The organism is Xanthomonas campestris pv. campestris str. ATCC 33913, from assembly GCF_000007145.1.
Taxonomy (GTDB): domain Bacteria; phylum Pseudomonadota; class Gammaproteobacteria; order Xanthomonadales; family Xanthomonadaceae; genus Xanthomonas; species Xanthomonas campestris.
In genome coordinates this window covers 2074532-2098972 of the sequence record NC_003902.1, presented here as the reverse complement: position 1 = coordinate 2098972, position 24441 = coordinate 2074532, and the positions used below count along the sequence as shown (strand labels likewise).

The window sequence follows — 24441 nt, the reverse complement described above, 5'->3', positions numbered from 1 at the left end:
GAATTGGGACGACCAAATCATTGTTTTGCGCTCGCTACGCGCGCAGCGCTCCAACGCAGAGTCAACGCAGCCAGGCGACCCGAACATGCCGCGTGGACCTTACCGCTCACCCAAGCAGCTGAGGATTGAGCTGCCACACCGCATAGTTCAGCGCCGCCGCAAAGCTGATCCACAGCAGATAGGGAACCAACAACCACGCAGCACTACGGCTGTGCCGAGCGAACGTCACGATGGTCGCCACCAGCGCCAACCACAGCGCCACGATATCGGCAAATGCCCACGCCCCCATGTGCCACGCAAAGAACAGCCAGCTCCACAACCCATTGAGCCCCAGCTGCAACACGAACACGGTCAGCGCACCGCGCGCCCCACCCCACCCGCCACGCCGCCAGATCAACCACACCGACACCGCCATCATCCCGTACAACACAGTCCACACCGGCCCGAACAACCACCCCGGCGGTGCCCAGCCCGGCCGCTGCAACCCGGCGTAGAAGCTGGCTGCCTGGATCGACGCCGCCGCTCCCAAGCCGCCACCAGATAGCAGAGCACCAACCAGCCCACCAGTCCAAGCCACTGCGCTTTCTTTGTCATCGACATCTCCATACAGCTAGCGAGTGAGCGCATGCTATTCAGGCATTCGAATGTCGCGCACGTTGCCACATAGACTGTCCAGGCGATGCAAACAGAGCGCAGACCTGTGATCATGGATGAATCAACTTTAGGCGAGGCTGCCAGTCGTTAAACTGACGCCGGCTCACTTGATAAGTGAACCTGACCCTGAGGTTTCCCCACATTTCCTCCTGGCAAATCAATCACTTGCGACGTAATTGCCTGGAAGAAAGTGCGCGCATGGCGCAATCTTCAAGGTGACTAAGCCAGAGAAGGTTGACGACCATGCGCGCCAGCGAAGTATTGCAGAAGTGCCTGCCCAACTCACTGTCCGGGATGCATGCGTTGCGCGAACGCGCGTTGCTGCATGCGGTCGAGGCGTTGTTGCACGGACGCAGGCTGACACTGATGGACATCGCACGTTCGTGGCCGAGCGCACTGCGGGTGCGCGCGCCGCTCAAGGCAGTTGATCGCCTGTTGAGTAATCGCAATTTGCAGGTCGAGCGATCAGTGATCGACCACGAGATGGCGCACTGGCTGCTGCGCGGCGCGCAGCCGGTAATCGTCATCGACTGGAGCGATCTGAAGCCAGACAAATCGTGGTGTCTGCTGCGCGCAGCGGTGCCGGTGGGCGGCCGCACGCTTACCTTGCTGGACATGGTAGTGCCAGGAAAGCAGCAGGGATCGCCTGGTGCAGAAAGACGCTTCTTGCAACAACTGAGGGCACTGGTTCCGGACGATGTTCGCCCGATCCTGGTCACTGACGCCGGCTTCCGGACACCGTGGTTCCGCGCTGTATCGGCCATGGGCTGGTGTTGGGTTGGGCGACTGCGCGGGCGCACGCAAGTCAAGCCGCAGGACGTGCGGGATGAAGCAGATCAGTGGATCGACAGCCGGAAACTGCATGTGTTGGCGTCCAATCGTGCATGCGAGTTACCGCCGATGCAGGCCAATCGCAGCGATCCACTCGATTGCAGGTTGGTGATTTACGCCAAGGCACGGCAAGGGCGCAAACAGTGCAATCGCCGCTCACCCGCCAAAGTCTCGCGTGCGTCATCGAGTCTGAAGGCCGCAGCGCGCGAGCGCGAGCCTTGGCTCATCGTTGCATCCCCGCAGCTGCAGGCGCCCAGCGCAAAGCAGTTGGTCAATGTGTACGCACGACGGATGCAGATCGAGCTTGCATTTCGCGATCTGAAATCACATCGCTACGGCCAGGCGCTGGAAGACAGTTTGACCCGACGCGGCGAGCGACTGCAGATCCTGCTGCTGATCAATACGTTGGCTGCATTCGCCAGCTGGTTGGCGGGGCTGGGATGCGAAGCGACCGGTATCGCCCAGTGGCTGTCTCCTCGCAACAGCACACGCAAGCTTTACTCCACGCTACGCATCGGCCGAGAAGCGCTGGTCAGGCAGTGGCCGATGGAACCCGTCTCACGGTGGATAGGGCGCTTGCGCGCACTGCCTGCGGCAGTGCGCGAGCAGATGACGCTTACGGTGTAAAACGTGGGGATACCTTAGAACCTGACCCCGTTATCACCGGCCTTGCCACGCGAGCCACTGGCGCTGGCGGTGATGCCGGCGGCAAAGTCGTCCGCACCATAGGTGACCGCCACGCCGATCGCTGCACTCTTGCTCTTGCTGGTGCTGTGCTGCTCGAAGGTGTCCTGCGCCGCTTCCAGGGTGATGTTGTTGTCGGCAGCCAACAGCAGGTTGTTGCCGGCTTTGATGTCGCTGCCGCGCACCAGGAGGTTGCTGTCTTCACCACCGCCGGTGGCGATCAGGTCGAATTCACTTTTTACGGAAATTAAATATTCCTCTTAGCCCACTAAAACTCTTCTTTTTTTGATCCAGCCTGAGCTCAAAAGAAGATGGGACATCAGGGTATCGAGGGCTTCGGCCGTCTGAGACAAGGTCGGCAGGATAAAATGGCATCTCCACGCAGGCACTATCGTCTATTTGACATAATCTTGCGACGACTGCTGCTTCAATGCACCAGCAACCGTGATAACTGCCCTGCATGCCAAACGCCTCATCGGCACAGGACTTCCACCAATATGGCGTGCGGTGTGGAGGGGGAACACTTGTGGATCCCGCATCGCGCAAACTTTGAAACCATCCCGCGATAAATTGCTTTAAATGCGACGCTTGATTTTCATCGCGCTCCCTCATCACCTCCAGGAGCGAACTATATGCTTGCGGAAAGCAAACTCTAGATCCGATAATTCTCCCCGGAGATCTATGAGCAATAATTCGATCAAGAACTTCATCCTCCCCCTCATTGCCAACCAAACTTATGAGCCGCTGCCATTTGGGAGCAGGAAAATCTAACAAGTCGCCCCTGAAAAACCCCCAATCACCCAACGCCCGCAAGGCCTTGATGTCTGCAGTGGCGTGCCAGAACTACCAGTTTTCGCTACGCTGAAGGCTGGTTTCTGGCAATTTCCACTCATGCATACACGCCGTCCTGCTGCCGAGCACATGCCTGCCGAGGAGTTGTTTCGTTCGCGCCTGGAGAACCAGATCGATCTGCGGCATCCGCTGGCGCAGCTGAGCCAACGGATGCCGTGGACGGCGTTGGAGCAAGCACTTTCATCGCGCTTGCCGGCCACCCAGGCTGGTGGCGGTCGGCCGGCATTGCCGGTGCGGCTGATCGCCGGTTTGCTCTACCTCAAACACGCCTACGACCTGTCCGATGAGGCGGTGTGCGAGCGTTGGCTGGAAAATCCGTATTGGCAGTTTTTCACTGGCGAGGTCGTGTTCCAGACGCGCTTGCCGTGCGATGCCAGCTCGCTGACGCGCTGGCGTCAGCGGCTTGACGAAGCGGGGATGGAAGAGTTGCTGGCACACACCATCAACGCTGCACATGCCATGCAGGCGGTGGACGCACGCGAGTTGTCGCGGGTGATCGTGGACACCACGGTGCAGGAAAAGGCGATTGCCTATCCGACCGATAGTCGGTTGCTGGAGGTGGCACGCAAGAAACTGGTGCTGCTGGCCAAGCGTTACGGCATCGGGTTGCGGCAGAGCTACGCACGGCAAGGTCCGGCCCTGAGCCGCAAGGCGGGCCGCTATGCGCATGCACGCCAGTTCAAGCGCATGCAGCGCGTGCTGCGACGTCAACGCACGGTCTTGGGGCGGGTGTTGCGCGATATCGCGCGCAAGCTGGACCAGGTGGAACCCGGCGTGCGCGAGCGCATCGCGGTCTGGCTGGAACGTGCGCAACGGCTGTACACGCAGCGTCCGAAGGACAAACAAAAACTGTACGCATTGCATGCCCCGGAAGTGGAATGCATCGGTAAGGGCAAGGCGCGTCAAGCGTACGAATTCGGCGTCAAGGTCGGCATTGCGGTCACCGCCTGCAAGGGATTGGTCGTGGGTGCGCGTAGCTTCCCGGGCAACCCGTACGACGGCGACACCTTGGCCGAGCAGCTGGAGCAGACACGCGGGTTGCTGCAGGATCTGAGCGTAGAACCGACGGTGGCGATCGTGGACCTGGGCTATCGCGGGCGCGAGGTCGATGGCGTGCAGGTGCTCCATCGTGGCAAGGCCAAGACGCTGACGCGACGGCAATGGCGCTGGATCAAACGACGGCAGGCGGTGGAACCGGTGATCGGACATCTGAAAGACGACTGCAGGTTGCGTCGCTGCAGGCTGAAAGGTGCACAAGGCGATGCGCTGCACGTACTCGGCTGCGCCGCCGGCTACAACCTGCGCTGGCTGCTGCGCTGGATCGCGTTTTTGCGTGCCTGGATGCGGGCGATGGGATGGCCATCCTTTAGCGCCGTGCCGCTGTCGCCGATGACACTTGGTGCTTGAAGGGGGTTTTTCAGGGGCGACTAACAACAAAGACAATCCTACAAGGCGCAGGCAATATGAATAAAAATCAATATTGACATCCCAGGAAGTTCTAGTTCGCTTAGTATCTTCGTCCCAGATATCATTTCCCAGCCCGACGGATTTCTCCCATGAGTCTAGCAATGTATCGAATCTCCGCCCTATTAGATTGATATCATCCCCGCGAGAGTAGCGATAAAGCATAAGGTCGGAAATATTTTTCGCTATTTCAAAAAAGAACTGAGGCAAATACTCTTTGTTTGGAAAGGGTGACCTGCTGACCTGCCCCCACTGAGCCGTACCAGCTGAAGCTATAAAGTCCGTGAACCCAAGAGGACGGACATGAAGAAGAGCAGATTCAGCACCGAGCAGATCATCGGGTTTATCAAACAGGCCGACGCGGGCATGGCCGTGGCAGAGTTGTGCCGTCGGCATGGTTTCAGCCCGGCCAGCTTTTATCAGTGGCGGGCCAAGTACGGGGGGATGGAGGCCGACGAGGCCAAGCGGCTGAAAGAACTGGAGGTCCAGAACACTCGATTGAAGAAGTTGCTGGCCGAGGCGCACCTGGACATCGAAGCGCTGAAGGTTGGCTTCGGGGTAAAACGCTAGCCCCGCAACGCAAGCGCGAGGCAATCCGACGAATGCTCGAACACACCCCGTTGAGCGAGCGCCGGGCTTGCCGCCTTGCGGGGCTGTCCCGCGATGCTTTCCGCCACGCACCCGTGCCGACGCCAGCCACGCAGGCGCTGTCGGCGCGGCTGGTCGAGCTGGCCCAGACCCACCGCCGCTTCGGCTATCGCCGACTGCATGATTTGTTGCGCCCGGAGTTTCCATCCGTGAATCACAAAAAGATTTATCGCCTGTACGAGGAAGCCGAGCTGAAGGTGCGCAAACGGCGCAAGGCCAAGCGTCCGGTGGGTGAGCGGCAGAAACTGCTGGCGTCCTCCATGCCGAACGACACCTGGAGCATGGACTTCGTGTTCGATGCGCTGGCCAACGCACGCCGCATCAAGTGCCTGACCGTGGTCGACGACTTCACTCGCGAGAGCGTGGACATTGCCGTGGATCACGGCATCAGCGGGGCTTACGTAGTGCGCCTGCTCGATCAGGCGGCGTGTTTCCGTGGCTATCCACGCGCGGTCCGCACCGACAATGGCCCCGAGTTCACCAGTCGCGCCTTCATTGCCTGGACGCAGCAACATGGCATCGAGCACATCCTGATCGAGCCGGGTGCCCCCACGCAGAACGCCTACATCGAAAGCTTCAACGGCAAGTTCCGCGACGAGTGCCTCAACGAGCACTGGTTCACCTCGTTGGCACAAGCCCGGGACGTGATCGCAGACTGGCGACGCCACTACAACCAGATCAGGCCGCACAGCAGTTGTGGTCGCATCCCGCCGGCACAGTTCGCCGCCAACTACCGTACACAACAAGCCAACAACGCAGTACCCTTCAACCCCGGGCTTTATCAGTAATCACTGGTACGGACGATGGGGGCAGGTCACGCCGGCTGCAAGCGAGGCGCCGCTGACATTACGCCCATCACTCCCCACTGCGCCGTTACTGATGTTGGCACCATTGATACTGACGCCTTGGCCACCGGTCATGCTGGCGCCGAGGGCGAGATAGCTGTTGTCCAATGTGCCGGATCCGAAAACGCGTGCCTCCTCTTCCCAATAGCAAGGAAGATTTTGACCGGGACGATGCATACAGTCGCCGTTGATCGGCATTGCCCTGTATTCGGTGTCCGTGTAATCGACAACTTGCCTTAGCGCCAGCGACTGATTGAGCACATCGTCACTGTCGGAGAGCATTGCGTCCGATAAACCACCGACGCCGCGTTGATTTAACAGTAGCGCTCCACCGGCGGCGATGGTGGACACATTGTTCGTCACGTATCCAGACAACGCGATACTACCGCCAGCAGCAATGCGTCCTTCGGCGCTAACGGCGATCAGCTGTTCACGCTCGCGTACGCTATACGCACGATAGAGCCCCGGCTGATGTCCTGTGTAGCGAATGCCCATGACGGTCGCCCCTGGGCTGGGATCACGCCGAATTTCATCTTCAGGCATCGCTGCATTTGCCGCAAAACGTTCAGCGTCGGTCAGCGGGCCGGTTCTAGCATCGACCACACGGCGCCGATTATTGATCTGATTCGCCGCGATCAAAATATTGCCATCCGCCTCGATGCTGCCCGACAAGTTGTTCACCACACCCGTGCGCGACACCAGCGTGCCGCCGGCATCCTGCGCACCACCGATGGCGATATTGCCCAGGCTGAAGATGCGTGCGTCGCGATTGAGCAGCTGGTCGCGCACGATAAGGCTCATGTTGCCGGTCGAGCCGAGCAACGCGGAGCCGTACGCGGCGTTGTCGGTGGCGCCACCAAGATCCGCGCCATTGACCAGCGTGCCGGTGTTCACAGAGACATTGCCACCGACAATGCTGCCGGTGTTATTGATGCTGTTCGCCACCAGCGACAGCGCGCCATTGCCGGAGATGCTGCCCGCGTTATCGATGACGCCGCCCCCATTGAGGCGGGTGTCATTGGACGCGATGTTGGCACCGGCGCGATTGGTGATGCTGCCGGCAGTAATGTCCAGCCGGCGCGTCGCCGTGAGGGTGGCTTCGTTGACCAGGTTGCCACCCACGCGCAGATTGAAATCGCCATTGCTGGTGAGGTCGGCCCCGGCGCGGTGGGTATAGTCGCTGCGCAGGGTCATGTCGAGCAGGTTCTGCGCGAGGATGCTGCCGCCACCGTCGAAGCCGACAGTATCGATCACGACATCGCCAGCGCCACCGGTCGTGCTGCCGGCGCCGATCTGCCCGCCCGCATTGCTCAGGCTCTGCACATTGAGGCGGACCGACTGCTCGGCCTTGATCTTGCCGTTGCGGTTATCCAACGTGGCGCCGCTGCGCTCCAGGCGGAAGTTGGCACCGGCGTAAACGTTGCCGCCCTGGTTGTTCAACGCACTGGTGTTGGCAATCAAATCGCCACCAGCGACCAGCTGGCCGCTGTTGTTGGCAATGCTGGCCGCATCGATGACCACGCTGCCACGCCCACCGAGATTGCCGCTGGTGTTGGTCAGCGCACCGCCGGTGGTGATGCGGGTCAGCCCGCCTCCGTTGTTGACGATGCTGCCTTGAGTGTTGTCGATCCGGCCCGCCGATGCAGTCAGTGCATTGCCGGCATCCAGTTGGCCACCGCTATTGAGTAGCGCACCGGTCGCCACAACGATGAGGTCGCGCCCGGCGCTGAGTTTGCCACCCTGATGATTGTCCAGCTGACCGCGCGCAGTGACATTGAGGTCACGCCCGGCTTGCAGGCTGCCACCGCTGCTGCTGATGTTTTCCGCCGTGATTACTGCATCGTTGCTGGCACCGATCACGCCATCGCCGTTATCCAGGCTACGCGTCAGTTCGACGCGCAAGCCTCCGCCTACGCCTGCATTGGCCAGTGCGTGCACGGTACCGCCGGCGTTGCTGAGGCTGTCTGCACGCAGGATCAGTGCACCGCCGTTGGCCTGCAGCAGGCCATTACGATTGTCGGCCGCGCCGGTGGTTTGCACAGTCAATCCACGCGCTGCCACCGAGCCGCCAACGTTGTTAAGGCTGGCGGCCGTAACCACTGCATCACCCGCCGCGGCAATCACGCCGCTCTGGTTATTCAACGCGGCACTTGCGCCGACGGATAGCTGACCCTGGCTGACCAGGCGCCCACCGCTGTTACCCAAGGCGCCGCGGCTGGTGACCGACAAACTGCCGGCACCGGCGTGTTCAATGCGGCCTTGCGCGTTCTCCACACTGCCGGCACTGATGGTCAGATCCTGGCCATTGCTGGCCAGCGTGCCGCCGGTGTTGTCGAATGCACCGCCGATCACGACGCGGGTCGCTCCGCTGCCGCTTTGCACCAGCTGGCCGCCGGCATTGTTCAAGCTGCCGCCATCGATGCTGATCTGGTTGGCCTGCAGCTTTCCGCCAACCGATCCAAGCAGACCGTGATCGATACGGCCACCCGCCTGCAGGCTAAGCGTACCGCCCGCAAGTAGATCGCCACCGCGATGATCCAGATCACCGCCCGTGGTCAAGCTGGCGTTGCCAGTGACGCGCGTGCTGGCACCGGCCAACTGCAACTGGCTTCCCTGTGCGATGAGATTGCCGCCGGCCAGCAACTTGCCGGACGCAGTGAGTTGGCGGTCTGCGATCACGCTGAGCGTGTTGCCGTTGCCCAAGCTGCCATCGCCTGCGATACCGGCGCCAACGGTGCCACCAATGCTGATGTCGCCGGCGCGCAAGGTGAGATTGCCGGAGGCTGTGGTCTGGCCGGCATTTTCGATACGCGCACCCTGCAAACCGACAGTGGTGCCGCTGACCACGCCTTGCTGGCGCAGGACCGCATCGCTGTTCAAGGTGATCTGCTGGCCGCCAAGCTGGCCAGCAACATTCAGGTCACCCTTCGCACGCAGCTCCACATTGGAGCCGGCACTCACGCTGCCGCTCTGCGCCAACGCGCCATCCGCCTGGGCCGAAAACGCCCCTGCCGCTGCGAGCGTGCCGCCAAGTTGCAGGTTGCCGCGACTGATCAGTGCGACATCGCCACGCTCGCTGCCCAGCTGGCCGCTACTGCTCAGCTGCGCCGCTTCCACACGCAACGCGTTACCGCCGATCAGATCACCACGATTGTCCACCGCGCCGCCGGCGATCAACCCCAGGCCCTGCAGACCGTAGGCCTGCCCGGTCTGGCGCAGGCTGCCGACGTTCATGCTCAGCTGGTTGCCCGCACGCACGGCGCCGGCGTTATCGAACAGGCCGCCGATCGCCAGCGTGGTGCTCCCCTGGGCGAGTAGTACACCGGTCGCGGCATTGCTCGCGCTGTTTGCGGTGACGCCGAGCGCCTGGCCGGCAACGACCTGCGCCGCATTGCTGAGCGCGCCTGTGGCGGCCAAAGTGAGATTGCGGTCTGCCTGCGCGATGCCGGCCACCGCAAGGTCGCCGGTACTGCGCAACGTCAGGTCGGTCGCTGCATCCAGCGCGCCGCGGCTATCGATCGCCGCACCGTCCACGGTGATGGCCCCACCGCTCTGCAGCACCGCCGCCTGACCGGTGACCACCTGCGCACCGCGCAAGCTGGCATTGCCGGCGGCACTCGCCTGCCCTGTCATGCCCAGCGTGCGCTGCGCCTGCAGGTCGAGTAACGATGCCGATTGCAGCGTACCGGAGATACCCAGGTCGCGGCCGGCCTGCAGCGCAACGGACTGCGCCTTGAGCGAGCCGGCCTGTTGCAGATCGCCCACCGCAGTGGCCTGCAAGGTGGTCGCCGCGGCAACAACGCCCTGCAACTGCAGATCGCCCCGGCTGTGCAGCGTGACGCCAGCTGTCTCACTACCCAGCTGCCCGCTGCTGCGCAAGCCACCGCTGTCCAGCTGCAATGCATTTTTGGCGGTGAGACTGCCGCGGTTGTCCAGCGTACCGGTGATGTTTGCAACCAGCGTATTGCCGGCGAACGCGCTACCGCTCTGATCGAGGCTTGCTGCGGTCATGCGCAGCTCGCCGCCACTCTGCAGGGCGCCGTCGTTCTGCAACGCGCCAGCGCTGACCACGGTAAGTGCTCCACCCGCACCAAGCGCGCCGGCAGCAGTGTTGTCGACACGACCTGCCTGCACCGACATGTCGCGACCGGCTACCACCTGGCCGCCGTTCTGCACGGTTCCCGCAGCGCTCAGCACCACGTCGCGACCTGCCTGCGCGATGCCGGCGACAGACAGGTCACCGGTGCTGCGCAATGACAGATCGCTACCGGCATCCAACGTACCGCGGCTATCGATGGCAGCGCCGTCCAGCGTGATCGCACCGACACTCTTGACGACGGCGCCAGTCCCTGTTGCCACGCTACCGCCCTGCAAGGCGATGCTGTTTGCCTGGGCTTGGCCACTTATGCGCAGTGCGCGCTGCGCCTGCATGTCCAAGGTGGAGGCAGACTGCAAGGTACCGGAAGCGCTGAGGTCGCGCCCGGCATTCAGCGTCACAGACTGCGCAGAGAGCGTGCCCGCCTGTAGCAGGTCCCCGCCGGCCGTGGCCTGCAGGGTGGTGGCGGCAGATACCACGCCCTTCAGGTCGACATCGCCCTGGCTGGTCAGCGCCACCGCGCCATTCACCGATCCCAACTGGCCATTGCTGCTGATGCGGCTTGCGGTAATGCTCAGATCATTGCCGGACACCAACTGGCCGCTATTGTCGAATGCGCCTTGCGAAGTGATCGACAGCGCATCACCGCTGTACAAACGCCCACGCTGCAGCAGCGCGCCCGTGCTCAGCGCCAGGCTGCGTTCGCCATGCAGGCTGCCGGCGTTGTCGAACACGCCAGCCGTCTCCACGTGCAGATCGCGCAATGCCCCCAATGTTCCGCCAGCTGCATTGCTGGCAGTGGCCGCCTGCAGGCGCAGATCGCGCGCCGCAACAACCTGTGCTGCGTTGTCGAAGGCGCCACCGGCGGTCAGCACCACGTCCTGCCCGGCCTGGGCAACACCGGCCAGCGCCAGTGCGCCAGTGCTGCAAATCTGCAGGTCACTGGCGGCATCGAGCGCACCACGGCTGTCGATGGACTGCCCGTCCAGGGTGATGCCGCTGCCGCTCTGCACGACGGCATCGACGCCGGTGGCAATCGTCCCGGCGGTGAGAGAAGTCGCTGCGCTGCTGGATGCCTGACCAGTGATGGTCAAGGCACGTTGCGCGCGCAGATCGAGCGTGGATGTGGACTGCAGGGTGCCGGCGGCAGCGAGATCGCGCCCAGCCTGGAGTGCGATGGACTGGGCCTTGAGCGCGCCGGCCTGTTGCAGGTCGGTTGCTGCAGTGGCCTGCAAGGTGGTTGCCGCAGCGACCACGCCCGCCAGTTGCATTTCGCCCAGGCTGTTCAAGCTGACGGCGGCACGCTCACTGCCCAACTGGCCGCTGCTGCGCAACGTGCCGGCATCAACGCGTAGCGCATCTTTGGCAATCAGGTTGCCGCTGTTTTCCAGAGCGCCTGCAATCATTGCGGTCAGTGCAGCGCCTGCAGAGGCGCTGCCCGTCTGTTCGAAGCCGGCAGTGGTGATCTGAAGATCCCGACCGGCTTGCACGCGGCCGGCATTGACCAGCTGCGTAGTACTGTCCACCGCAACATCCCGCTCGGCGGCCAACACACCGGCGCTGGCATTTTCAATGCGCTGCGCCTGTGCGGCCAAATCGCCGCCGGCAAACACTTGCGCAGCATTCTCGAGGTTTCCACCAGCGCTCAGCGTGACATCGCGCCCGCCTTGCGCAACACCGGCAAGCCGCAGATCTCCTTGGCTGCTGGCACGTAGGTCGCCCGCAGCATCGAGCTTGCCGCGGCTGTCGATGGCCGTAGCGTCCAGGCCAATCGCACCGGCGCTCTGGAGCACCGCAGCGTCGGTGGTGGCGAGCGTGCCTGCACGCAGACGCGCATCGCCGCCGACCGCACCCTGCGCAGCAAAGGTCAGCGTGCGCTGCGCCTGCAGGTCCAGCGCGTTGGTGGATTGCAAGCTACCTGCAGTGGTGAGGTCCCGCCCAGCCTGCACCGTCACCGATTGCCCACGCAAGGCGCCGTCTTGCTGCAGATCTCCGGCAGCCGCTGCCTGGAGCTCGGTTGCCGCAGCTACCACGCCGCCCAAGCGCATATCGCCTTGCGAATTCAATCGAACATCGGCCGACTCGCTGCCAAGCTGCCCATTGCTGCGCAACGCGCCGGCATCGATTTGCACGGCTTGCTTGGCGACCAGGCTGCCGGTGTTGTCGAGCGTTTCGCTGACCGAAGCGGTCAGTGCGTTGCCCGCAGTCGCGCTGCCCTGTTGCACCACGTTCGCTGCAGTGAGCTGCAGGTTGCCGCCGGCAGACAGGCTGCCCGCGTTATCCAGCAGGCCGGCGGTACGCAAGGTGGCATCACCCTGAGACGACAACGCCGCACCTTGCGCATTCCGCAGCGCTGCGGCATCCAGGCCCAACGTGCCCACCGCAACGACTGCACCGCCGTTGTGCACCCGGCCACTGGCTTGTAGCGCAGTTGCACCTGCGCTTTGAAGGGTGCCGGCTAGCTGCATGTCGCCCTGGCTGGCAAGACGAAGGTTGCCACCACTGTCCACGGTGCCGTCGCTATCGATGGCCGCACCTGCGAGCAGCAGATTGCCGTCGCTGCGCAGTTGTCCGCGCTGCAGCAGGGACCCGTTGGCCTGCAACGCCAGCTCGCCCGTGGACCGCAGGATGCCGCTGCTGGTCAGCGCTGCAGCAGACGCCACGGTCAGCGCACCGCTGCTGGTCTGTATCGCGCCGGCAAGTGTGGCGTTGCCGCCACTGCGCAGATCCAGCCGGCCCGCACTGAGCGTGCCGGAGACATCGGCGGTGGTCGCGGCATCCAGCGTCATGGCCGCGCCTGCCACGGTATTGCCGCGCAGATTCAGGCTGCTGCGGCTCCGCACCACAGTGTCAGCCGCCTGGCTGCCCACATCGCCGCGGCTGTCCAGCTGCCCCGCATCCACACGCAAGGTTGCGCCAGCGACCAGCGTGCCGCTGTTGTCCACCGCCTGATCCACCGCCACTTGCGCAGCGCGCACAGCAGACAGGCGTCCGGCGTTGTTCAGCGCACCCGCCTGGACCTGAAGGTCGCGGCCTGCATAGGCGCTACCGGCCGTCTCCAACAACCCGACGCTACGCATGGCCAGATCGCCACCCGCCGATACCGCCGCGCCTTGCGCGATACGCGCGCTGCCTGCACCCAACGAAAGCGCATTGCCAGCAACCAGCTGGCCCTGCAGCTCCAGGGGGCCGCCGGCCTGCACATCGGCATCCTGCCCCGCCTGGGCCAGCCCCGCCAGGCGCAAGCCGCCTGTGCTGTTCACCCGCAACGCGGTCGCTGCGTCCAACGTTCCCAGTGCATCGATCTCGTTCGCCTGCATGCTGATCGAAGCACCGCTCTGCAGTGTCCCCGACACGCCAAGGCGCACGGCGCGCAGGGTCGCACCCGCACCTGCATAAGCAACCCCGCCGGTGCGCAGCAGCCCATCGGCGCCAAGGTCCAGCACACCTTGCGTATGCAAACTGCCGTCCGCGTTCAATTGAGAACCGAACAGACGGATCGAGCCCGCGCTGCTACGCCCACTGTGTGTCAGCGTGCCACTGGCCTGCGCATCCAGTGCACCTGCGGCGACCAGATCGCCCCCCAGACGCAGCTGTGCGCCGCGCAGGCTGACCGTGCCCTGCTGCGATCCAAGCACGCCGCTCTGCTCCAGATCGCCAGCCGCACGCGCGCTCAAGCCGTCGCGCGCGACCGTGGTGCCACGCAAGCTCACCTGCCCTGCGCCATCGATCTGCAGATCACCACTTTGCGCGGCCAAGGTCCCGCGACTTACCACGCCGACACCGGCCTCTGTGGCAATTAGGCGAATCCGGTCCGCATACATGCCGCCAAGCTGCGCAACGTCGATACCGATCGCCGGTGCGCCACCATCGGTGCCCGGCAACACATCCAGCAGCATGCCGTCGTAATTGATACGGCCGGTACCGGCCGTGGCTACCAGTTCCTTGGTCCAGATGGAACCGCCCACGCTCAACTGGCGCGACAGCAGGTCCAGACGGTCCACATTGAACGCATCCAGGCCATTGCTACCGATGCTCAACGCACCGCCAGTCACCGTGAAGCCGTTCAATGCACCATCGCTACCCAGGTTGGGCGCGCCGGTCGTCAAAGTGACACGCGAGGTGTTGAGGAAGCCGCAGCCATCGCACGAAATGCCATTGGGGTTGGCGATGACCAATTGCGCCTTGGCGCCTGCAATTTCGGTATAGCCCTGCAGGCGGCTGCTGGCCGAGGTCACTTCGTTGAGGATCAACGAGGCCGCGCCGCTGCGTTGCAGATTGTTGTTACCGGCCACGTAGCCGCCAAGTTCGGTCTTGGAAATCTGCGCGCTGTTATTGAGGATCAATCCATTGGGGCCAACATTGAAGTTGCTGTAGCGGTTGTGCGAGATGCCACGCGCATTCGGCGCGACGATGTCCACCACCGGCACGCCGTTGGCCGCGACCTGCTGGCCGGGCTGTTGACCGCCGGGATTGGGCGTTGGCGCAACCTGCGCCCACGCCGGAAACGATGTCCAGGTCACCGTGCAGCACAGCAGCAGCGCCAGTCCGCGCTTGCACTGTTCGGCCACGTAACCACGCATGCCCATCGTTTGCTTGTCCATGTGTCTCTCTCGCCCGCCAATGGCGGCATCAATCCGAAAACACGCTGCCGGACGGCAGCGTGGTCAATGTCAAAACTGGTAGATCAACCGTGCGCCGTACGCAGGCTGAGCACTGCCGAAACCATCCGGGCGATGGATCGCCCAACCGGCAAAGGCATCGATGCTGGCGCCGAACCAGCCGCCACGCAGGCCCACGGCACCGCCGACCAGGCTGCGCCCGCGCAGGCCGCTGGCACTGCTGCCATCAATGCGGCCTGCATCCAAGCCGAGGTACGGCGTTATGCCGAGTTGCTGCACAGGCAGGCTGAGCGTGTTGCGCCAATAGGCGCCTTTCTCGGCACCCAGCGTGGCTTCGCCGTCGAACCCGCGCACGCTGTAACGGCCGCCAATGGTGACGAATTCCGACCCGAGCAACAGCTCGCCCGCCGTCTGTGCGCGCAGGCTGCTTTCCCATGCAAACGGCACCGCACCCAGCTTGAACGGCAGCGCTGTGCTGACGTCCAGCGTGGTGACGCCATAGCGAAACGAGGGGAAACCGATCTGCGGGTCATAGCCAGTCCATTGGCTGTCGAACCACGGCGTGCCACGCCGGTGCGCAAGCCGCACGTCGAGTTGCAGCGCCCCCAAATAGCGCCGATGGGTGAAATAGAATTCCGCACTGCTGGTATCGCGACGCTGGATGCCGATTTCCACGCCATCCAGATAACTGCGTGCACGCCGGCGCCCCACCGTGACGCCGACAGAGGTCTTGCTGGTGCCGTTGCGATGCAGGACACGCTGGAGATCCAGCTGTGCGTTGCTGGATTCGCCGCTGGACTGGAAAGTCTGCAGAAACCCATCCACCCGCTGGTGATAACGATACGAGGACGCAGACAGCGCCAGCGTCCACCATCCCCACGGCAGGTTGTAACTCAGGCTGTTGCCGCGCGTGCCGCGCTCTTCGTCGCGGGTGGCCAGATCGTGGCTGTAGCCGACGCTGAGCACATCGTTGAGGCCAAATGGATTGTCGAAAGATACGTCCAGACCGCCCTGCATCCGCCCCGTCGCCTCAACCCCCGAATCGTCGGCGTTGAGTACGCCGCGCCAGCGACGGCCGTGCTGCAGGGTGATGACCAGATCCGATTCGCCTGGCGCATCACCGGGTGCGATATCGATCTTGGCGTCCTGCGATGGCAGCCGTTTGAACTGCTCCACGGCCTGTTCGATCGCGCGCAGGTCCAGCAAGTCGCCACGGCGCAGTGGCAACGCATTCTTCCAATACGCGCTGCCCTGATCGGACACGATGCGCACGTCGCGCAAGCGGCCAGGCATCAATTCAAAGCGGAGTTCGCCGCGTGAGAGATCCTGCTCGGGCACGCCGATGCGCGTGGTTACCAGGCCCCGTGCAACCAGCTGGTCCAACGCGCGGCGGCGAATGACATCGATACCCGCGCGCCCGATGCAACGGCCTTCATACCGGCGCAGGGATTTCCAAAGCCACCCAAAACGCGCTCCATCCGCCCCAGCACCGGACAGACGTACACGGGTGATCGCAAAGCACAGTTCCTCCTTGGGCAGCACAGTACTGCGCGCATCAACCCGCTCGGCATCCTCGCGCGGGCCGGCGAACGGCGCCTGGCGCTCCTGCTCCTGCCGGCGCTGGATCTCTTCGGCCTGACGCAACTGCTCCTGCCGGTCCAGCGTGGTGGGTGCTGCCTGTTGTGCAGCCACCTGCCCGGCAACCGCCCATAGGCAAGCCGCCAGCGCAAAAGGCGCCGATCGTTTCCACATCGTGTCTTGCCCCTGTTGACAGCGTTACCGCGCTGCTGCGCGACCCCGCTGGCATCGGCGTGCCTGGTCGCCAAAATGGCGATCCAACCCGTCAGCACGCAAATCCGGCGCAACTTTGCTGGAACGTGAACAGGGGGTCAACGCTGCGTGTAGGGAGCTTCCTGTAAGAAAAGTCCCACCCTTTTCAATTTGTGACGCAAATCTCATAAATAAATCTGAGTTGCGAAGCAGAGGACGTGGATAACTGGGTGGCAAGTTGAGACTTGGCGCCTAACGTCTTCCAAATTCCCCTAAATACTTTTATCTAAGGGATGTTCTTAAGGGCATAGCTTTCATATTGCCAACAGGCCGTTTGGATCATCAAGGAAAAGCAAAGTTGCCAAGCACGTTGCCGCTGCTTGAACAGAAGCCGGCGGCTGGTTAGCTGCTAGTGCCTGCGGGAGGTCTCGGGCGTATTCACCTAACAGGCGCATCTACATAGAATTCGCCGGCATATGCCCCGTTGCTGCGAGGGCTTAGGCGATGAAGAAGTCAGGTTCTAGCGAGGGGCAGCTTGTCCAAGGGCATCTCAGGCGATGACAACCCACTGAACCTGACCATGGAAATCAGATAAAGATCAGGTTGCGAGATACATAGCGGATTCCACTTGCCGCGAGCGCACTGATGAAAATTGGGAAGAGCTTGAAACCATCTTTCGACTCAACGAGCTTTTCAGAATGGCCTCGCCAAGCACGCAGCACCGGGTAAGGGCAACGTGATCCCACGAGTGCCCGGATACGGGCGAATCAATCGCTGGTGCGGAGCCCTGGATTACGAACTGATCGACAGTGAAGACACCATTGCGGCTTTGTGCCCCAAGCCAGTCAGAGCGTCAAAACTTCTGGTGACCCCGGCCCGATTCGAACGGGCGACCTTCCCCTTAGGAGGGGGACGCTCTATCCAGCTGAGCTACGGGGCCAAGGGCGGCATTGTCGCATGTTCGTCCGGCTTGCCAAGCCGGCGGGTGGTGCGGGGAGCCTGCTAAAATCGGCGGCTACTCGCGTTGCGTCTCGCCTGGTGCGGGCTGCGGCCGTCCCGACTTTCTTGGAGATTCCATGTCCGCTGACCTGCTCAAGGCGCTCGACCTCGCCCCGTCCAATGCCGGCACCTATCTTGGCGAGGGGACCTGGTCGCAGGCCACCGGTGCCGGGGTGCTGCAGCCGCTCAATCCGACCACCAATGCGGTGATCGCCGATGTGCAGGCCACCACGCCGCAGGACTACGAGCTGATCGTGGCGCGCGCACAGGCGGCCTTCAAGGTCTGGCGCACCACCCCGGCGCCGCGTCGTGGCGAGGCCGTGCGCTTGTGCGGCGAGGCACTGCGTGCGCACAAGGACGCGCTCGGTTCGCTGGTGGCGCTGGAAATGGGCAAGAGCAAGCCCGAAGGCGATGGCGAGGTGCAGGAGATGATCGACATCGCCGACTTCGCCGTGGGCCAGAGCCGCATGCTGTACGGCTACACCATGCACTCGGAGCGCCCGGGCCACCGCATGTACGAGCAGTACCAACCGCTGGGCCTGGTCGGCATCATCAGTGCGTTCAACTTCCCGGTGGCGGTGTGGGCGTGGAATGCGTTCCTGGCGGCCATTTGCGGCGATATCTGCATCTGGAAGCCGTCCAACAAGACCCCGCTGACCGCGATCGCCACGATGAAGATCTGCAATGCCGCGCTCAAGGAAGCCGGCTTCCCGGACATCTTCTTCCTGATCAACGATGCCGGCACCTCCCTGTCGGAGAAGCTGGTCGAAGACGGACGCGTGCCGCTGATCAGCTTCACCGGCTCGACCCAGATCGGCCGCGTGGTCGCCGAGAAGGTCGCCCGCCGCCTGGGCCGCTGCCTGCTGGAGCTGGGCGGCAACAACGCCATCATCCTGGATGAAACCGCCGACCTGAAGCTGGCGGTGCCGGGCATCGTGTTCGGCGCGGTGGGCACCGCCGGCCAGCGCTGCACCACCACGCGCCGGCTGATCGTGCACGAATCCATCTACGACAACGTGCTGGCCACGCTGGTCAAGGCGTACAAGCAGCTCGACAGCAAGATCGGCGACCCCACCGACCCGGCCAACCTGATGGGCCCGCTCAACAGCCGCGGTGCGGTGGAGCAGTTCCTGGAGTCCATCGCCAAGGCCAAGGCCGCCGGCGGCACGGTCGAAGTGGGCGGCACCGCGATCGATCGCCCCGGCAATTTCGTGCTGCCGGCGATCGTGACCGGGCTGAAGAACAGCGACGCGGTGGTGCAGCACGAGACCTTCGCGCCGATCCTGTACGTGATGAAGTACAGCACGCTGGACGAGGCGATCGATCTGCAGAACGGCGTGCCGCAGGGCCTGTCGTCGTCGATCTTCACCCAGAACCTGAAGGCGGCCGAGAAGTTCCTGTCGGCGGCCGGCAGCGACTGCGGCATTGCCAACGTCAATATCGGCACTTCGGGTGCGGAGATCGGCGGCGCGTTCGGTGGCGAGAAGGAAACCGGCGGCGGTCGCGAATCCGGCTCGGATGCGTGGAAGGTCTACATGCGCCGCCAGACCAACACCATCAACTACTCCGATTCGCTGCCGCTGGCGCAAGGCATCAAGTTCGACCTTTGATCGCTCTGTGATCGCAGCGCCCCGGGCTCCGGGGCACTGTCCGATGCTGGCACCTGGCGCTCGCTGCGCCTGTTGGCACCACTGCCTGCAGCGACGCACGTACGGCTTCCTGCGCGCTGCCCCGCCAGGGCCAACGCGAGCACATGCAACACCCAGCGCTTGCCCAGTGCGCAAAAGACCGCCTCACGCCTCGGCCCCGACCCGATGCACGGCCGCAGGCCATACTGCACAACCGTCATTCCGCCGCAGACCGCACGCCATTTGCGTGCCCGCTCTGGGATAATTGTGCGGCGCCCTGCCCTCTGGCCGCGGCCACCCAAGGAGTTGTGATGAATCATGTCGTTCGACAGACCAGCACGCTGGCCATCGTCAGCCTGGTCTCAGGCATTCTCGGCTGGACCCTGCTGCCGTTCCTGGGCAGCGTCTGCGCCATCATCACCGGCCACCTGGCGCGCGGCGAGATCCGGCGCAATCCGCAAGGCCTGGAAGGCGATGGGCTGGCTGTTGGCGGCCTGCTCCTGGGCTGGATCTCGGTGGCGATGTGGATTGCGGGCGTGGCGATCTTCGTCCTGTTCTTCGGCGGCCTGGCCTGGTTTGCGGCGGCAAACGCGTGAGCATGGCCGCGCCATCCTCCGCGCAACGGTTCAACGACCGGGTGGCCGCATACGTGCGCTACCGGCCCAGCTACCCGCCGCAGGTCTTGCGCTGGCTGCATGAGCAGCTCGGCGTGACGCCCGCCAACCACGTGGCCGACATCGGTGCCGGCACCGGGATTTCCAGCCGGTTGTTCCTGGAGGCCGGCTACCCGGTGACCGCAGTGGAACCCAATCCGGCCATGCGCGAAGCAGCGCAGCAATGGCTGGCCAGCTATGCCAAATTCCGGGCGGTCGACGGCACTGCCGAGGCCACCGGGCTGGCCGATGCCAGCGTGGATGTGGTCTCTGCGGCGCAGGCCTTCCATTGGTTCGACATGCTCGCGGTGCGTGCCGAATGGGCGCGCATCCTGAAACCCGGCGGCCTGGCGGTGGTGTACTGGAACAGCCGCGAACTGGACAGCACCGCGTTCCTGCGCGGCTATGAGCAGCTGTTGCTGGACTACGGCACCGACTACACCGCCGTGGCCGAGCGTTACCAGGACGATGCCACCATGCAGGCGTGGTTCGGCGAGGGTTTCGTTGCGATGGCCAAGTTTCCCAACGTGCAGCAGCTGGACTTCGAGGCCTTGCGCGGCCGCTTGCTGTCGTCGTCATACGCGCCCCTGGCGCACGATCCGCGGCATGCACCGATGCTTGCCGCGCTGCGCGCCCTGTTCGATGCACATGCCCAGGATGGGCACATCGATTTCCATTACCAGACCCGCGTGTTTGCCGGGAGATTGAACTGACCCGCATGTATTCGCTCGCCCGCCCCTTCCTGTTCGCCTTCGACGCCGAGCGCGCCCACGCGCTGGCCCTGCGCGCCATCGACACCGCCTACCGCACCGGCACCACGGCGCTGGTGGCCACCCGGCCGGTGCCCCTGCCCACGCCTGCCTTCGGGCTGATGTTCCCCAACCCGGTGGGCCTGGGCGCCGGGCTGGACAAGAACGGCGAGCACATCGATGCGCTGCTGGCATTGGGCTTCGGGTTTGTCGAGATCGGCACGGTGACGCCGAAGCCACAGGAGGGCAATCCCAAGCCGCGCATGTTCCGGTTGCCCGAATACCAGGCGGTGATCAACCGCATGGGCTTCAACAACCTGGGCGTGGATGTGCTGGTGAAGAACGTGCAGCGTGCGCGCCGGCGCGGTGGCCTGCTCGGCATCAACATCGGCAAGAACAAGGACACGCCCAACGAGGAAGCGACCAGCGATTACCGCTATTGCATGGAGCGCGTGTATCCGCTGGCCGACTACATCACCGTCAACATTTCCTCGCCCAATACCGCCGGTTTACGCGAGCTGCAGGAAGAACAGGCGCTGCGCCGGCTGATCGCCGATCTGCGCGAAACCCAGGAAGCCCTGGCCGCCCAACACGGCAAGCGCGTGCCGATGCTGGTGAAGGTGGCACCGGACCTCAACGACCGCGACATCGATGCGGCCGCACGCGTGTTGGCTGACCTGGCGGTGGATGGCGTGATCGCCACCAACACCACGGTGACGCGCACCCTGGTGGCCAGCCATCCGATGGCCGAGCAGGCCGGCGGCCTGTCGGGCGCACCGCTGCTGGGGCAATCCACGCTGGTGCTGCGTCGCCTGCGTGCACGCCTGCCCGAGTCCATTCCGTTGATCGGCGTGGGCGGCATCACGTCCGGCGCCGATGCGGTGGCCAAGATGGCCGCCGGTGCCAGCCTGGTGCAGTGCTACAGCGGCCTGGTCTATCGCGGGCCGCGCTTGATCGGCGAGTGCGTGGATGCAATCCGGCGCCGCCGTGAGTCGCCCAGTGGCGGCGCGGTGGGGCCGCTATGAGCGCGGCATCGCCGCTGCGCTGGCAACTCATCGAACACGCCCCGCTCCGCGCACTCAATACCTTTCATGTGGATGCCACGGCACGCTGGCTGTTGAACATCCATGCGCCCGAGGCGCTGCCCGACGCACTGGCTGCGCCGCAGATCGCCGGGCAACCACTGCTGGTGCTGGGCAGCGGCAGCAATGTGTTGCTGGCCGGCGACCCGCCCGGCTGTGTGCTGTGTTTCGACAACCGCGACATCACCATCATCGCCCACCATGCCGACCACGCCATCGTGCGCGCAGGCGCCGGGGTCAATTGGCACGGGCTGGTGATGTATTCGCTGCAGCAGGGGCTTTCCGGCCTGGAAAACCTGGCGCTGATTCCCGGCACCGTGGGTGCCTGCCCGATCCAGAACATCGGCGCCTACGGCGCGCAGGTCAGCGACTTCATCCACGTGGTGGAAGCCTACGACCGCGGCACCGAGCAGTTCGTGCGGCTGAACCCGGCCGAGTGCGCCTTCGGCTACCGCGACAGCGTGTTCAAGCAGCAGCCGGACCGGTATCTGATCGTGGCGGTGGAATTCAACCTGCCGCTGCTGCACGAATTACGGCTGGACTATGCCGGCATCCGCGACGAACTCGCGCGCATGGGCGCCGAGCTTGCGGGCGCGGCCGATGTGGCGCAGGCGGTGATCAACATCCGCCAGCGCAAGCTGCCTGACCCGGAGGTGTTGGGTAATGCGGGCAGCTTCTTCAAGAACCCGCTGCTGCCGAGCGAGCAGATTGCCGCCTTGCAGGCGAGCTTTGCCGACATGCCGGTGTTCCCCGGCGAGCAGCCCGGCCAGGGGAAACTCTCGGCAGCGTGGCTGATCGAACAATGCGGCTGGAAAGGCAAGCGCGAGGGCGACGCCGGCATTTCCGAAGCGCATGCCTTGGTGCTGGTCAATCACGGCAGTGCCAGCGGCGCGCAGCTGCTGGCATTCGCACGCCAGGTGGCCGAATCGGTGCGGGAGCGGTATTCGGTGATCCTGGAACCGGAGCCGCGCGTGATCGGAGCGCATTGGTGACGGCGCAGCCAGCGTCGGCACGCGCTGCGCTGTGGATGCTGGTCAGCACATTTGCGTTCGGCCTGATGGCCATCACCATCCGGCTGGCGTCCAAGGACATCGCCACGACCGAGATTGCGTTTTTTCGTAACGCATTCGGCCTGCTGGCGCTGCTGCCGTTGATCGTGCGCCCTGGCAAACCGCTGCCGCGCACGCGCCAGTTACCGCAATACCTGGCGCGCACGTTGATCGGCCTGGCCTCGATGCTGTGCGGCTTCTGGGCGATCGGGCATCTGCCGCTGTCGCAGGCCATTTCGTTGTCGTATTCCACGCCGTTGTTTGTCACCGTGCTGGCGGTGATCTGGCTGCACGAGCAGGTGCGCCTGCGCCGCTGGCTGGCGGTGGCGGCGGGGTTTGTGGGCGTGCTGGTGATCCTGCGGCCAGGCTCGTCCACGTTCACGCCCGGGCTGCTGATTGCACTGCTGGCCGCGGTGATCAGCGCGGTGGTCGCCATCCAGATCAAGCAGCTCTCGCGTAGCGATGATTCGGACACGGTGGTGTTCTACACCTACGTGTTTTGGGTGCCGATGTCGTTGATCCCCGCGTTGTTCCAGTGGACCTGGCCACACGGGATCGACTGGCTATGGCTGATCGCCACCGGCATCTTCGGTACCGCCGGGCAACTGTTCTGGACGCGTGCGCTCAAGCTGGGCGAAGTCTCTGCGTTGCAGCCGATCAGCTTCATGCAATTGCCACTGGTGGCCTTGCTGGGTTGGTGGCTGTTCGGCGAAGCGATCGCGCGCCACACGGTGATCGGTGCGGCGATCATCATCTCTGCCAACGTGTACATCGCGCATCGCGAAACCGTGCTGGCACGCCGCGCGGCGACGCATGCGCCGGTGGAAGGCGCCAAACCGGGTGAGTGAGCGGGTCCACGCGGCAGCTGGATGGGCTCGCTGGCCATGCATCTCCTCGGCAATGGCAACGTAGACTTCGGTCGCCGCGTACTGCGTACCACCTGCGCCGTAAGGTTTCCGATTTACCATCCGCCGCACTGACGTGGAGTTCGCATGCCGGTCCCAACGAAAACCATTGGTTTGATCGGCGGAATGAGCTGGGAATCCACCCTGCCCTATTACCGCATCATCAACCAGCACTTGCGCCATGCGTGCGGTGGCCTGCACTCGGCGAAGCTGCTGCTTTACAGCGTCAATTTTCATGACATCGAGCGGCTGCAGCACGCCGGCGATTGGGAGGGGGCGGGTCAGGCGATGGCCACGGCAGCGCGTGCGCTGCAGGCCGGAGGCGCCGACTTCATCGTGCTGTGCACCAACACGATGCACTGCGTTGCTGACGCGATCACCGCCGCCACGCCCCTGCCGCTGCTGCACATCGCCGATGCCACCGCCGATGCATTGGTCGCCGCGGGCATCCTCCGTGTCGGGCTGCTTGGTACGCGCTTCACCATGGAGCAGCCGTTCTATCGCGAGCGACTGGAAGCGCGGGGCTTGGATGTGCTGGTGCCGCCGGCCGAGGCACGCGCACAGCTGCATCGGGTGATCTACGACGAGTTGTGCCAGGGCGTGATCAAACCGAAATCGCGCGACTATTTCCGTCAGGTCATGGCCGACCTCGGCCAGCACGGTGCGCAAGCGATCATCCTGGGGTGCACCGAGATTTCGCTGCTGGTGGACAGCACCGATGCGCAGCTGCCGTTGTTCGACACCACCGCGTTGCACGCCGAGGCGGCGGCATTGGCAAGCGTGTCCGGCTGATTCGCAGTGAAGGCGCAGCAATGGCGCCCCTGACCGAAGCAACAGCGTATTTGCGTGAAGTCTGATAGGTGCCATCGGCATTCCATTCCCCAAACGCCGTAGCGAGGGCACTGCATGG

At 63.9% G+C, this 24441-nt stretch carries 14 protein-coding genes, 1 tRNA gene and 2 pseudogenes; 10 read left to right on the top strand and 7 right to left on the bottom strand.

Going from position 1 to position 24441, the window contains the following annotated elements; translation table 11 throughout:
* Positions 1-106: 106 nt before the first annotated feature.
* A pseudogene (locus XCC_RS09375) lies at positions 107-594 on the bottom strand (TspO/MBR family protein).
* 303 nt (positions 595-897) lie between these two features.
* Between XCC_RS09375 and XCC_RS09370 the strand changes: the two are divergent.
* Positions 898-2112, top strand: a complete 1215-nt coding sequence (locus tag XCC_RS09370) for an IS4-like element IS1481A family transposase (protein WP_011035386.1) — start codon at positions 898-900, stop codon at positions 2110-2112.
* Positions 2113-2126: 14 nt separating this feature from the next.
* Here the strand turns inward: XCC_RS09370 and XCC_RS09365 are convergent, their stop codons facing one another.
* Both XCC_RS09365 and XCC_RS22775 read right to left on the bottom strand, forming a co-directional pair.
* Positions 2127-2390, bottom strand: coding sequence for a hemagglutinin repeat-containing protein (locus XCC_RS09365; RefSeq protein WP_373040003.1), 264 nt, complete (start codon positions 2388-2390; stop codon positions 2127-2129).
* Between the two features lie 10 nt (positions 2391-2400).
* Positions 2401-2901, bottom strand: a complete 501-nt coding sequence (locus tag XCC_RS22775) for a PoNe immunity protein domain-containing protein (protein ID WP_407368642.1) — start codon at positions 2899-2901, stop codon at positions 2401-2403.
* A 159-nt stretch (positions 2902-3060) separates the two neighbouring features.
* On the opposite strand from XCC_RS22775, the gene XCC_RS09355 reads away from it, so the two are divergent.
* Positions 3061-4428 (top strand): IS5-like element IS1478 family transposase, encoded by a 1368-nt coding sequence (locus XCC_RS09355; RefSeq protein WP_011035783.1) that lies wholly within the window; start codon positions 3061-3063, stop codon positions 4426-4428.
* Positions 4429-4497: 69 nt separating this feature from the next.
* On the opposite strand, the pseudogene XCC_RS22770 reads toward XCC_RS09355, so the two are convergent.
* Positions 4498-4650 (bottom strand): annotated as a pseudogene (locus tag XCC_RS22770) (hypothetical protein); the annotation flags it as partial.
* Positions 4651-4788: 138 nt separating this feature from the next.
* Here XCC_RS22770 and XCC_RS09345 point away from each other — a divergent pair.
* Positions 4789-5921 (top strand): IS3-like element IS476 family transposase gene (locus tag XCC_RS09345; protein WP_087942069.1). Its coding sequence is split into 2 segments (ribosomal slippage): positions 4789-5044 and positions 5044-5921, totalling 1134 coding nucleotides; the frame shifts between segments, so codons are not numbered across the junction.
* Here the strand turns inward: XCC_RS09345 and XCC_RS09340 are convergent.
* The 3 genes from XCC_RS09340 to XCC_RS09330 form a co-directional block, all read right to left on the bottom strand.
* Positions 5922-14678 (bottom strand): filamentous hemagglutinin N-terminal domain-containing protein, encoded by an 8757-nt coding sequence (locus XCC_RS09340; RefSeq protein ID WP_011036966.1) that lies wholly within the window; start codon positions 14676-14678, stop codon positions 5922-5924.
* A gap of 69 nt (positions 14679-14747) precedes the next feature.
* Positions 14748-16448, bottom strand: coding sequence for a ShlB/FhaC/HecB family hemolysin secretion/activation protein (locus XCC_RS09335; protein ID WP_011036965.1), 1701 nt, complete (start codon positions 16446-16448; stop codon positions 14748-14750).
* 881 nt (positions 16449-17329) lie between these two features.
* Positions 17330-17406, bottom strand: a tRNA-Arg gene (locus XCC_RS09330).
* Between the two features lie 136 nt (positions 17407-17542).
* On the opposite strand from XCC_RS09330, the gene amaB reads away from it, so the two are divergent.
* The 7 genes from amaB to XCC_RS09295 all read left to right on the top strand — a co-directional run bounded on the left by amaB (position 17543) and on the right by XCC_RS09295 (position 24323).
* Complete coding sequence (gene amaB / locus XCC_RS09325) at positions 17543-19075, top strand: L-piperidine-6-carboxylate dehydrogenase (RefSeq protein WP_011036964.1); 1533 nt, start codon at positions 17543-17545, stop codon at positions 19073-19075.
* 329 nt (positions 19076-19404) lie between these two features.
* Complete coding sequence (locus XCC_RS09320; protein ID WP_011036963.1) at positions 19405-19689, top strand: DUF4190 domain-containing protein; 285 nt, start codon at positions 19405-19407, stop codon at positions 19687-19689.
* Positions 19690-19691: 2 nt separating this feature from the next.
* Positions 19692-20459 carry a class I SAM-dependent methyltransferase gene (locus XCC_RS09315; protein ID WP_040941399.1) on the top strand — a complete coding sequence of 256 codons (768 nt, stop codon included), beginning with the start codon at positions 19692-19694 and terminating at the stop codon, positions 20457-20459.
* Between the two features lie 5 nt (positions 20460-20464).
* Positions 20465-21520 carry a quinone-dependent dihydroorotate dehydrogenase gene (locus tag XCC_RS09310; protein ID WP_011036961.1) on the top strand — a complete coding sequence of 352 codons (1056 nt, stop codon included), beginning with the start codon at positions 20465-20467 and terminating at the stop codon, positions 21518-21520.
* The gene (gene murB, locus XCC_RS09305) at positions 21517-22569 is read left to right on the top strand and encodes a UDP-N-acetylmuramate dehydrogenase (RefSeq protein ID WP_011036960.1); all 1053 of its coding nucleotides are present in this window, start codon (positions 21517-21519) and stop codon (positions 22567-22569) included. The genes XCC_RS09310 and murB overlap by 4 nt, the downstream gene beginning before the upstream one ends.
* Positions 22563-23474, top strand: a complete 912-nt coding sequence (locus XCC_RS09300) for a DMT family transporter (protein WP_011036959.1) — start codon at positions 22563-22565, stop codon at positions 23472-23474. Before murB ends, XCC_RS09300 begins: the two co-directional genes overlap by 7 nt.
* A 144-nt stretch (positions 23475-23618) precedes the next feature.
* The gene (locus tag XCC_RS09295; protein WP_011036958.1) at positions 23619-24323 is read left to right on the top strand and encodes an aspartate/glutamate racemase family protein; all 705 of its coding nucleotides are present in this window, start codon (positions 23619-23621) and stop codon (positions 24321-24323) included.
* Positions 24324-24441: the final 118 nt, after the last annotated feature.

Excerpts from the sequence above, each read along its gene's own strand:
- murB (WP_011036960.1), top strand. The coding sequence starts at position 21,517 with ATGAGCGCGGCATCGCCGCTGCGCTGGCAACTCATCGAACACGCCCCG.
- XCC_RS09315 (WP_040941399.1), top strand. The coding sequence starts at position 19,692 with ATGGCCGCGCCATCCTCCGCGCAACGGTTCAACGACCGGGTGGCCGCA.
- XCC_RS09295 (WP_011036958.1), top strand. The coding sequence starts at position 23,619 with ATGCCGGTCCCAACGAAAACCATTGGTTTGATCGGCGGAATGAGCTGG.
- XCC_RS09335 (WP_011036965.1), bottom strand. The coding sequence starts at position 16,448 with ATGTGGAAACGATCGGCGCCTTTTGCGCTGGCGGCTTGCCTATGGGCG.
- XCC_RS09355 (WP_011035783.1), top strand. The coding sequence starts at position 3,061 with ATGCATACACGCCGTCCTGCTGCCGAGCACATGCCTGCCGAGGAGTTG.
- XCC_RS09320 (WP_011036963.1), top strand. The coding sequence starts at position 19,405 with ATGAATCATGTCGTTCGACAGACCAGCACGCTGGCCATCGTCAGCCTG.
- XCC_RS09340 (WP_011036966.1), bottom strand. The coding sequence starts at position 14,678 with ATGGACAAGCAAACGATGGGCATGCGTGGTTACGTGGCCGAACAGTGC.
- amaB (WP_011036964.1), top strand. The coding sequence starts at position 17,543 with ATGTCCGCTGACCTGCTCAAGGCGCTCGACCTCGCCCCGTCCAATGCC.
- XCC_RS09310 (WP_011036961.1), top strand. The coding sequence starts at position 20,465 with ATGTATTCGCTCGCCCGCCCCTTCCTGTTCGCCTTCGACGCCGAGCGC.
- XCC_RS09370 (WP_011035386.1), top strand. The coding sequence starts at position 898 with ATGCGCGCCAGCGAAGTATTGCAGAAGTGCCTGCCCAACTCACTGTCC.